8 protein-coding genes, 10 tRNA genes and 2 rRNA genes (1 of these 20 running past the window's edge) are annotated in these 10086 nt (G+C 42.6%); 1 reads left to right on the top strand and 19 read right to left on the bottom strand.

The genetic code is table 11. The annotated features are described in order from the left end of the window. The 13 genes from NSQ94_RS02160 to NSQ94_RS02100 form a co-directional block, all read right to left on the bottom strand. Positions 1–461 (bottom strand): 23S ribosomal RNA (locus tag NSQ94_RS02160) (it extends 2471 nt beyond the left edge of the window). Positions 462–599: 138 nt separating this feature from the next. Next, a 16S ribosomal RNA gene (locus tag NSQ94_RS02155) occupies positions 600–2153 on the bottom strand. The 16S and 23S rRNA genes sit together here with 10 tRNA genes alongside, the layout of an rRNA operon. A 74-nt stretch (positions 2154–2227) precedes the next feature. Beyond that, positions 2228–2301: transfer RNA gene (locus NSQ94_RS02150), tRNA-Gly, on the bottom strand. Positions 2302–2511: 210 nt separating this feature from the next. After that, positions 2512–2585: transfer RNA gene (locus NSQ94_RS02145), tRNA-Pro, on the bottom strand. 4 nt (positions 2586–2589) lie between these two features. After that, positions 2590–2666, bottom strand: a tRNA-Arg gene (locus tag NSQ94_RS02140). A gap of 53 nt (positions 2667–2719) precedes the next feature. After that, positions 2720–2805: transfer RNA gene (locus NSQ94_RS02135), tRNA-Leu, on the bottom strand. Positions 2806–2810: 5 nt separating this feature from the next. Beyond that, positions 2811–2892: transfer RNA gene (locus NSQ94_RS02130), tRNA-Leu, on the bottom strand. Positions 2893–2898: 6 nt separating this feature from the next. Beyond that, positions 2899–2974, bottom strand: a tRNA-Lys gene (locus NSQ94_RS02125). Positions 2975–3141: 167 nt separating this feature from the next. Further along, a tRNA-Gln gene (locus NSQ94_RS02120) sits at positions 3142–3216 on the bottom strand. 119 nt (positions 3217–3335) lie between these two features. Further along, positions 3336–3407: transfer RNA gene (locus tag NSQ94_RS02115), tRNA-Glu, on the bottom strand. Between the two features lie 8 nt (positions 3408–3415). Continuing rightward, positions 3416–3506 (bottom strand) — tRNA-Ser (locus NSQ94_RS02110). A 4-nt stretch (positions 3507–3510) separates the two neighbouring features. Next, positions 3511–3585 (bottom strand) — tRNA-Asn (locus tag NSQ94_RS02105). A 135-nt stretch (positions 3586–3720) separates the two neighbouring features. Further along, a complete protein-coding gene (locus tag NSQ94_RS02100; protein ID WP_063388239.1) occupies positions 3721–4179 on the bottom strand; it encodes a SprT family protein in 459 nt (152 codons plus the stop codon). Between the two features lie 169 nt (positions 4180–4348). On the opposite strand from NSQ94_RS02100, the gene cmpA reads away from it, so the two are divergent. Continuing rightward, complete coding sequence (gene cmpA, locus NSQ94_RS02095; RefSeq protein ID WP_094245000.1) at positions 4349–4462, top strand: cortex morphogenetic protein CmpA; 114 nt, start codon at positions 4349–4351, stop codon at positions 4460–4462. 142 nt (positions 4463–4604) lie between these two features. On the opposite strand, the gene NSQ94_RS02090 is transcribed toward cmpA, so the two are convergent. The 6 genes from NSQ94_RS02090 to NSQ94_RS02065 form a co-directional block, all read right to left on the bottom strand. After that, positions 4605–6761 carry a Tex family protein gene (locus NSQ94_RS02090; RefSeq protein WP_339230016.1) on the bottom strand — a complete coding sequence of 719 codons (2157 nt, stop codon included), beginning with the start codon at positions 6759–6761 and terminating at the stop codon, positions 4605–4607. Positions 6762–6859: 98 nt separating this feature from the next. Continuing rightward, the gene (locus NSQ94_RS02085) at positions 6860–7459 is read right to left on the bottom strand and encodes a PP2C family serine/threonine-protein phosphatase (protein ID WP_066247059.1); all 600 of its coding nucleotides are present in this window, start codon (positions 7457–7459) and stop codon (positions 6860–6862) included. Then, entirely contained in the window at positions 7456–8241 is a 786-nt protein-coding gene (sigB, locus tag NSQ94_RS02080) for an RNA polymerase sigma factor SigB (protein WP_063388236.1), read from the bottom strand. The genes NSQ94_RS02085 and sigB overlap by 4 nt, the downstream gene beginning before the upstream one ends. Further along, positions 8207–8689, bottom strand: coding sequence for an anti-sigma B factor RsbW (gene rsbW, locus NSQ94_RS02075; RefSeq protein ID WP_144596841.1), 483 nt, complete (start codon positions 8687–8689; stop codon positions 8207–8209). The genes sigB and rsbW overlap by 35 nt, the downstream gene beginning before the upstream one ends. Continuing rightward, complete coding sequence (locus NSQ94_RS02070) at positions 8689–9012, bottom strand: anti-sigma factor antagonist (protein WP_063388234.1); 324 nt, start codon at positions 9010–9012, stop codon at positions 8689–8691. Before NSQ94_RS02070 ends, rsbW begins: the two co-directional genes overlap by 1 nt. Positions 9013–9072: 60 nt before the next feature. Next, the gene (locus NSQ94_RS02065) at positions 9073–10080 is read right to left on the bottom strand and encodes a PP2C family protein-serine/threonine phosphatase (RefSeq protein ID WP_066247065.1); all 1008 of its coding nucleotides are present in this window, start codon (positions 10078–10080) and stop codon (positions 9073–9075) included. Between the last annotated feature and the right edge of the window lie 6 nt (positions 10081–10086).

Below are 10086 nucleotides of genomic sequence, written 5' to 3'. Positions count from 1 at the left end.
TGGTCCTCCCTGCTTCCGACGGGATTTCACGTGTCCCGCCGTACTCAGGATCCACTCGGGAGGGAACGGAGTTTCGACTACAGGGTTGTTACCTTCTCTGACGGGCCTTTCCAGACCTCTTCGTCTACCCCGTTCCTTTGTCACTCCTTAATCGAGTGTCCTACAACCCCAAGAGGCACGCCTCTTGGTTTGGGCTGTTCCCGTTTCGCTCGCCGCTACTCAGGGAATCGCTGTTGCTTTCTCTTCCTCCGGGTACTTAGATGTTTCAGTTCCCCGGGTTGCCCTCCATACCCTATGGATTCAGGTATGGATACTGCCCCATTACGGGCAGTGGGTTCCCCCATTCGGACATCTCCGGATCGACGCTTACTTACAGCTCCCCGAAGCATTTCGGTGTTTGTCCCGTCCTTCATCGGCTCCTAGTGCCAAGGCATCCACCGTGCGCCCTTTCTAACTTAACCGTTTCTTCCTAACATGAGCGATCTATTCGTGAATGTCTTTCCGTTATCCAGTTTTCAAAGAACAATCAAGAAGGATATGATCCTTCAAAACTAAACAAAACGGAAAAGCGCACCCTATTTCAATGTATATATCCTTAGAAAGGAGGTGATCCAGCCGCACCTTCCGATACGGCTACCTTGTTACGACTTCACCCCAATCATTTGTCCCACCTTCGGCGGCTGGCTCCCGTAAGGGTTACCCCACCGACTTCGGGTGTTACAAACTCTCGTGGTGTGACGGGCGGTGTGTACAAGACCCGGGAACGTATTCACCGCGGCATGCTGATCCGCGATTACTAGCGATTCCGGCTTCATGCAGGCGAGTTGCAGCCTGCAATCCGAACTGAGAGTGGTTTTTTGGGATTCGCTCCACCTCGCGGTTTCGCTGCCCTTTGTACCACCCATTGTAGCACGTGTGTAGCCCAGGTCATAAGGGGCATGATGATTTGACGTCATCCCCACCTTCCTCCGACTTTTAGCCGGCAGTCACCTTAGAGTGCCCAACTGAATGCTGGCAACTAAGGTCAAGGGTTGCGCTCGTTGCGGGACTTAACCCAACATCTCACGACACGAGCTGACGACAACCATGCACCACCTGTCACCCTGTCCCCGAAAGGGGAACGCCCTATCTCTAGGGTTGTCAGGGGATGTCAAGACCTGGTAAGGTTCTTCGCGTTGCTTCGAATTAAACCACATGCTCCACCGCTTGTGCGGGTCCCCGTCAATTCCTTTGAGTTTCAGCCTTGCGGCCGTACTCCCCAGGCGGAGTGCTTAATGCGTTTGCTGCAGCACTAAAGGGTGGATACCCTCTAACACTTAGCACTCATCGTTTACGGCGTGGACTACCAGGGTATCTAATCCTGTTCGCTCCCCACGCTTTCGCGCCTCAGCGTCAGTTACAGGCCAGAGAGCCGCCTTCGCCACTGGTGTTCCTCCACATCTCTACGCATTTCACCGCTACACGTGGAATTCCGCTCCCCTCTCCTGCACTCAAGTTCCCCAGTTTCCAATGGCCGCTCGCGGTTGAGCCGCGAGATTTCACATCAGACTTAAGGAACCGCCTGCGCGCGCTTTACGCCCAATAATTCCGGACAACGCTTGCCACCTACGTATTACCGCGGCTGCTGGCACGTAGTTAGCCGTGGCTTCCTCGTCAGGTACCGTCAAGGTACCGCCCTGTTCGAACGGCACTTGTTCTTCCCTGACAACAGAGCTTTACGATCCGAAGACCTTCTTCGCTCACGCGGCGTTGCTCCGTCAGACTTTCGTCCATTGCGGAAGATTCCCTACTGCTGCCTCCCGTAGGAGTCTGGGCCGTGTCTCAGTCCCAGTGTGGCCGGTCACCCTCTCAGGTCGGCTACGCATCGTCGCCTTGGTGAGCCGTTACCTCACCAACTAGCTAATGCGCCGCGGGCCCATCCTGCAGTGACAGCTAAAAGCCGCCTTTCAACCGAAAACCATGCGGTTTTCGGTGTTATCCGGTATTAGCTCCGGTTTCCCGAAGTTATCCCAGTCTGCAGGGCAGGTTGCCCACGTGTTACTCACCCGTCCGCCGCTAACCTAAAGGAGCAAGCTCCCTTCGGTCCGCTCGACTTGCATGTATTAGGCACGCCGCCAGCGTTCGTCCTGAGCCAGGATCAAACTCTCCAAAAAAAGTTTGTCACCAAATGCTCTTGTCAGAATCAACAGGCACGCTTTTCGTTTTGTTCAGTTTTCAAGGATCATTTTGGAGCGGGTGATGGGAATCGAACCCACGACATCAGCTTGGAAGGCTGAGGTTTTACCACTAAACTACACCCGCGCGAAAATATTTGTTTTTCTATTTAGATGATAAACACGCATTTTCCATGCCTCTTCCTCTTCCAGCATTGTTCGAGGATGTAAATGCGTCGAGGCAACTCGCAGATTATTCATTGAAGTGTCGCTCGTGGCTGAGGTTTTACCACTAAACTACACCCACATATCTTAATTTATTCATGCAATTTTGCTTTTAAGCCTATATTGATCAAAATCGGGAAGACAGGATTCGAACCTGCGACCCCATGGTCCCAAACCATGTGCTCTACCAAGCTGAGCTACTTCCCGTATATGGCGCGCCCGAGAGGAGTCGAACCCCTAACCTTTTGATCCGTAGTCAAACGCTCTATCCAATTGAGCTACGGGCGCATTCCACAGGTTTTTTATTGTAACTCACTTAAAATATGATGTCAACACTTTTTTGGTGCGGTAGAGAGGACTCGAACCTCCACGGGGTCGCCCCCACTAGGCCCTCAACCTAGCGCGTCTGCCATTCCGCCACTACCGCGAATATGCGGGTGGAGGGACTTGAACCCCCACGCCGTAAGGCGCTAGATCCTAAGTCTAGTGCGTCTGCCAATTCCGCCACACCCGCATTAAATGGTGAGCCATGGAGGATTCGAACCTCCGACCCTCTGATTAAAAGTCAGATGCTCTACCGACTGAGCTAATGGCTCATAAAAAGTAATTTCTTCTAATCTGTTTTAAAGTCGGTCAGATGTCCCTTCCTCTTCCAGCTTTCTCAAGGTGCTGGATGCGTCGGGACAACTCGCTGCTTATTCAACGAAGCCTTGCTCGTTGCTCTACCGACTGAGCTAATGGCTCTTATTATTTTTATAATAAGTGGCTGGGCTAGCTGGATTCGAACCAGCGCATCACGGAGTCAAAGTCCGTTGCCTTACCGCTTGGCTATAGCCCATCAAAAAGTCACAAAATTTATTGTAACATTTTTTGAACGCTATGTAAAGACTTTTTGGTTTGGATTTTTTAAAGTTAGAAATAGGAAGTTTTTCAACTTCCTATTTCAGCGAATATGAATGACCCGTACGGGATTCGAACCCGTGTTACCGCCGTGAAAGGGCGGTGTCTTAACCACTTGACCAACGGGCCATTTTTCATGGCGGAGAAGGAGGGATTTGAACCCTCGCGCCGCTTACACGACCTACTCCCTTAGCAGGGGAGCCCCTTCAGCCACTTGGGTACTTCTCCAAATTGGCTCCGCAGGCAGGATTCGAACCTGCGACCGTTCGGTTAACAGCCGAATGCTCTACCACTGAGCTACTGCGGAATGAAGAAAAAAATTGACGACTGTAACCATTGTAATGAGCATTTATAATTTTGTCAACAGTTCGTTATATATTGTTTTTCGCTGCCATCCAATTAGCGACGGCTTTTATACTTTATCATATCTTTCTCCTTTTCGTCAACCATTATTTTTATAAAATTGAATTTTTCCTCCGCACTTTCCGCATAAATATCGTTCTGGGTTCATTTTTCTACGGCGAATAAAAGTGCTCATACATGATAGGCATTTATAAATATAAATAATATTATTTTTATTTTTTTCTCTTAATGGTGTGCAAAATCTAGGTGCACCTACTTTTTTTAAAAGCATTTTAAAGTCAGAGTCCCGATGCCGAAAACCTTTTCCTTCGATATGAAGATGGTAGTGGCAAAGTTCATGCTTAATAATCCCTATTAATTCGTCCATTCCGTATTGTTCATAATATTTTTTATTCACTTCAATATCATGGCTGTTTAATAAATATCTTCCGCCTGTTGTTCGAAGACGGTGATTAAAATACGCTTTGTGAACAAATTTTTTCCCAAAAAAGGATAGTGAAATTTGCTCCACAAGTTTTTGAAGCTGGTCATCATTCAATGTACTGCACCTACTTTAAAAACATGTTGAACAGGACAACAACTTAACGCATACAATAAATATTACTACATCTAATCGGACTCACATATTTTATTTTAGCATATGCTTTTTTTCTTGACCATAAAATGGCAAGCCAAAAAGAACAATACATCCAAGGAGGTATTAACCAATGCCGAATTGGCTTATAAATCAAATGAAGAAAGCATATTATGAAAAAAACGTTTATCAAATCAAGTTATTAAATCAATGCTGGTATTTCTATAGAAAAAAGCATTGCTCATAATTCAACAGCTCTCAAAGAATAGACTAACTTTTTTTCAAAATTTTTGGTTGATAGATAGTTGTTTGCTTCCATCAGCATGCAATATAAGGTTGATAAAAAATCAGCTGTCGACTTTGCCGACAGCCGTGATTTCTGTTGTTATTTATTTAACCATTGTTAAAGCGACTCTTCCTTTATCAACATCAACTTTTTCCACCCAGACTGTCACGATGTCCCCAACCGAAACAACGTCCAAAGGATGCTTTACATATTGTTTGCTTAATTTTGAAATGTGCACAAGTCCATCCTGTTTAACGCCGATATCAACAAATACACCAAAGTCTACTACGTTTCGAACCGTTCCTTGCAGCTCCATTCCTTCTTTCAAGTCTTCAAGCTGCAGCACATCTTTTTTCAAAAGAGGTTTTGGAACTTCATCACGAGGATCGCGCTCCGGTCTCATTAAAGCATCGCATATATCCTTCAAAGTATATTCGCCAATATGCAAGGCTTTTGAAGTTTCTTGAATATTCAGCGATCTGATTTTATCTTTCAACAGTTCTGTACCGATATCATCGACTGTCAATGAAAGGCTTGACAGCAGTTTTCTAGCGTCTTCATAGCTTTCAGGATGAATGCTCGTCCTGTCAAGCGGATCGTCGCCGTCCAATATTCTTAAAAAGCCGATACATTGCTCATACGTTTTCTCCCCAAGCCGTGGGATGGATTTTAAATCGTTGCGATTCACAAATTTTCCAATTTCTTCTCTTCGTTTCACAATATTATGAGCCACTGTTTTTGATAATCCAGATACGTATTGCAACAGAGACGGCGAAGCAGTATTTACGTTGACACCGACTTGGTTGACAACTGTTTCCACAACAAACGTTAAAGAGTCATGCAATTTCTTTTGGGATACATCATGCTGGTATTGACCAACACCGATTGATTTAGGATCAATTTTCACCAATTCAGCAAGCGGATCTTGAAGCCTTCTAGCAATGGATACTGCGCTGCGTTCTTCGACTTCAAGATCTGGGAACTCTTCCCGGGCTAAATCAGAAGCTGAATAAACACTTGCTCCCGCCTCGTTAACAATTAAATAATAAATATCTTCTTTTAATTCTTTTATTACATCTGCAACAAATTGTTCTGTTTCTCTTGAAGCTGTTCCATTGCCGATAGCGATTACTTCAATTTGGAAGCGTTGAATAATATCGATCAGCTTTTGTTTTGATTTTTCTATTTCATTTTTTGGCGGATGAGGATAAATCACATCAATATAAAGAACTTTTCCAGTTTCATCGACTGCCGCAAGCTTGCATCCTGTACGGTAAGCCGGGTCGATTCCTAAAACGATCGTTCCTTTTAATGGAGGTTGAAGGAGCAGTTTTCTTAAATTTTCGGAAAAAACACGAATGGCCTGATCTTCAGCTTTTTCAGTCAATTCTTTTCTAATCTCCCGCTCAATCGAAGGCTGTATGAGCCGTCTATACGCATCCTCCAACGTTTCAATTAAAATATCAGCAGCAATTGTCCTTTGATCCGAAACAATTTTTTTCTTCAAATAGGCTACTATTTGTTCTGTCGGCGGCTCGATTGCCACCCTTAAAATCCCTTCCTTCTCCCCTCTGTTTAACGCCAAAACACGATGGGGAACGATTTTTCTGATCGGTTCTTCATATTGGTAATACATTTCGAATACTTTTTTCTCATCTTTTTCTTCGTCTTTACACGTTGAGACGACCATACCTTCTTTCAACGTTTGCTCCCTTATCCATTGCCGATAATTCGGATCGTCTGAAATCCATTCTGCAATAATATCTTTTGCACCAGAGAGAGCATCTTCAACCGTATGGATTTCTTTCTCTTCATTGATGTATTTTTCGGCTTCTTCTTCAATCGATCCCGCTAGCGGCAAGGAATATATCCATTTGGCTAAAGGCTCAAGCCCTCTTTCTTTTGCAATCGTTGCTTTCGTTCTTCTTTTTTGCCGGTATGGCTGATACAAGTCTTCAACTTGCTGCAATTTTTCAGCCGCCAGTATTTCATTTCGCAAAGATTCTGTTAGTTTTCCTTGTTCCTCAATTAACCGAATAACTTCTTCTTTTCTTTTTTCAAGGTTTTGTATGTATTGCCAGCGTTCACTAATGTTTCGTATTTCCACTTCATTTAAAGCGCCTGTTTGTTCTTTTCTGTACCGCGCAATAAAAGGAACGGTGTTGCCGTCTTCAAGCAATGCAATGACATTTTGAATTTGTTTGGTGGATATTGATAATTCGCTGCTTAACATTTGAAAAATTTTCTCATTATTTAACATTCTTTAGCCTCCACTACTGTTTCCATCTACATAAACATTTTATCAAAAATTTTTTCAACATAAAAAGACAACCGTTATCCATCCGATTGTCCCAACAATTAAAAAAGCTGCCCGATTATATAAGTTAAATCATCTGTCCGATCGGAAAGAAATTTATTGAAGCCTTTCGCAATCTCGTGAATAGAAGAATGATCTTTTAACGCCGTTTTAATGTTTGAAGCATAAAGGCCATCAGTGTGAATAATAAATTTTGACCCTTTTTCATATGAAAAAGTGCGGATGCGATATTTCTTCATTTTACCAGGTAAATATCCAGCGGTTGGAATTGGATAAATGTATTCCCCAGAAGGCAAATATAAGATGAAACGAACGTTTCCTACCGAGCCGTATGTAATAGTTTTGTCTACGAAATCCACCTTTAATATTCCGGCTGTCGCGCCTCTTTTACCTTTTAATTTCTTATGGCACTGTTTAAAAATCTCATGTACAGTTTCCTGCTGGTATTGCTTCACCGTTTGGCATATGATTTCAGATGATTCACGCGCAGCTTGTCCACTTCCCAACCCATCTGCGACAACACAAACAAATCTATGCTCGTCCGTACAGGTGAAAAAACTGTCTCCACAATAAGCACTGCCTACTTTTCCAACCTGACATGTCAAAAATTGAATATGTTCAGTTTCTTGATATTGAATCATTGCCCTATCTCCATTGGATCAGCGTGAACAGCTTTTTTTAATTTTTTTAATGCTTGGCGCAATAGTCTGGAAACATGCATTTGGGAGATACCTAAAATTTCACCTATTTCTTTTTGACTGCGGTTATGATAAAAAGAATGTAGAATAATTTCTTTTTCTCTCTCAGTTAAAACGTGCATAATGTTTTCAATAGTCAGTTTTTGAAGAATGCGTTCAAAGCCCTCGTCTTTTTGTCCGACAAGATCTAAAATGGTGACCGCGGTTCCATCCGGTCCAGCTTCTATTGAGTGATCAACAGAAAGCGTATGATAGTTTTTGACCATTTCCATAGCTTCCAAAACTTCTTCCTCAGCTGCTCCTAAATATTCTGCTATTTCCTTGACCTTCGGAGAGCGCTCCAGCTGACTCGTCAACTGCTCCACCGCTGCATTTATTTTTGGTCCAAGTTCTTTCATTCTGCGGGGCACATGGACGCTCCACGTTTTATCCCGAAGATAGCGTTTGATTTCTCCAATAATCGTTGGAACAACAAACGCATCAAATGATTTCCCAACTGTTGGGTCGAAGCGATCAATCGCTCCCAATAAACCGATCATCCCGACCTGTACCAAATCCTCCTGATACATTTTCGAACTTGAGTACTTTTTTGCCAGTGCAACAACAATTGGCTGATAAAGTTCAATAATTTGTTCTTGTGCTTTTTCATCTTTATTTTCCTGAACTTGACGAATGAGTTCATGGATTTCGTTATTGCTTCGTTTTTGACCATGAGGTTTGTTCATTTCTCATTCGCTCCTCATTTAAAAGCTTGGACATCTTGACAGTTACTCCTGAGTTCATATCGATTGTCACTTCATCCATTAGCGTTTTAATTAGAAACAAACCTAAACCGCCCTCGCTCAATTTTTCAATCGGCATGGAAGGAGAATAAGGCCCGGTGTTTTCTTTCATTTTTGATAAATCGAAATTTTTTCCATCGTCTGAAACAGTGATCTCTAATCGATTTTCAAACAAGCTGAAGCCGATTCTCACTTCACCGTTTTCATTATGACCGTAGGCATGCTGCACCGCATTTGAACACGCTTCACTGACGGCAATCTTTAAATCTTCAATGTCATCATATGTGTACCCCATTCTATTGGCGATACCGGATAGAGTCAATCTGACAATCCCTATATACTCAGTTTTCGCAGGTATTTTCATTTCAATGTAATCAATACATTTATCCATTAATCCTCACCTTTTCTTGAAATCTCGATGATGCTGTCCAAACCGGTAATATGAAATAAGCGCTCCAGCCGCGGCGACAAATTTGTCAATTTCAGCTTTCCGCCTTGTTTTCTGACCGTTTTCAACAATCCGACAAAAACTCCTAATCCGGTTGAGTCCATATATTCAACATCTTTTAGGTTGACTTCAATAAAAGGTTCGCTTTCCTCAGAAATGGGCGCAAGTTTATTTTTTAGCGCTGGCGCAGTATAGGCATCAATCTCTCCTTTTAGATGCACATACGAAACCTTTTTTTCCCTTTTAATATCAATTTCAAGATTCATTCTGATCCCCCTCATAAAAGACAAAATCATCCATTCACTTATACCCTTTTTCGAAGCCGTTTAAACATTTTTTTTCATAATGATTAAGGTGAAATCATCCCGCAATTGAAAACCTTGCATTTTCTCAAAATCTTTATAAATATTTTCTACTATTTGCTGAGCAGGCAAATGTAAATGAGCTCGGATGGCGCTCGTCACTGCAGCTCTATCAATAAATCCTTCCTTCGTTCTTGTTTCAGTTACTCCATCTGACAAAAGAATAATCATATCGTTTTGGAAAAGATTTAATTCATATTGCTCATATTTCACTTGCCGGTCAACACCTAAAACAAGCCCTTTTGATTGAAGGTCATAAAAGTGATCCTCGCTGGCGCAATAATAAAAGCCCGGTTCATGTCCTGCAGATGCATATGTAATCTTATTCGTCCGAAAATCGTACTTACCAAAAAACATGGTAATAAACATATTGACATCGATGTTTTGTTCAACAACTCTATTTAAATTTTCTAATATGTAACTCGGATTTTGCCTTGATTCCAGGAGGCTGTCCATCGCATATTTAATCATTGATATACACAATGCTGCAGGTATGCCTTTGCCTATGACATCCGCAATCGCAACGCTCATTGTGTTTTCATGTTCTGCAAACTGGTAATAATCTCCGTTCATAATTTTGGCAGGAACGCTGATGACCCCTATGTCCAATTCTTCGACTTTTGGAATATTTGTTTGCAGCAGTGCCTGCTGTACGTTTGCTGCAATTTCAATTTCGGATTTCAGCTCAAGCTGCCTGCCCCTCAAAAATTGATGTTCTTGATAAGCCAGACCATAACCAACCATTACCTCCAATAAAAAGTCAAAGGAATCTAAAATCTTTTTTGGTATGTCTGGAAATAATTCTTTTAAAACTTTTAAATGGATGTTGATGATTTCCTCAGGCGGTATTTTATGTTCAATTGCTTTCCAACTGAAGCGCTGCCCTTCATATAAAGCTTGTTCGGTCAGTTCTTGAATGTAATTTGCTAACATCTCTTTATATTTCATTTGAATATCATCATCAAACGCCATAAAATC

Source organism: Aeribacillus sp. FSL K6-2833 (assembly GCF_037965815.1).
Lineage (GTDB): Bacteria > Bacillota > Bacilli > Bacillales > Aeribacillaceae > Aeribacillus > Aeribacillus composti.
The sequence above is the reverse complement of the archived record's forward strand: the minus strand, read 5'-3'. Positions and strand labels throughout refer to the sequence as shown.

What these genes read in the sequence shown, in the direction of transcription:
- cmpA (WP_094245000.1), top strand. Translation starts at nt 4,349, where the DNA reads ATGCCGAATTGGCTTATAAATCAAATGAAGAAAGCATATTATGAAAAA.
- NSQ94_RS02090 (WP_339230016.1), bottom strand. Translation starts at nt 6,761, where the DNA reads ATGTTAAATAATGAGAAAATTTTTCAAATGTTAAGCAGCGAATTATCA.
- NSQ94_RS02085 (WP_066247059.1), bottom strand. Translation starts at nt 7,459, where the DNA reads ATGATTCAATATCAAGAAACTGAACATATTCAATTTTTGACATGTCAG.
- sigB (WP_063388236.1), bottom strand. Translation starts at nt 8,241, where the DNA reads ATGAACAAACCTCATGGTCAAAAACGAAGCAATAACGAAATCCATGAA.
- rsbW (WP_144596841.1), bottom strand. Translation starts at nt 8,689, where the DNA reads ATGGATAAATGTATTGATTACATTGAAATGAAAATACCTGCGAAAACT.
- NSQ94_RS02070 (WP_063388234.1), bottom strand. Translation starts at nt 9,012, where the DNA reads ATGAATCTTGAAATTGATATTAAAAGGGAAAAAAAGGTTTCGTATGTG.
- NSQ94_RS02065 (WP_066247065.1), bottom strand. Translation starts at nt 10,080, where the DNA reads ATGGCGTTTGATGATGATATTCAAATGAAATATAAAGAGATGTTAGCA.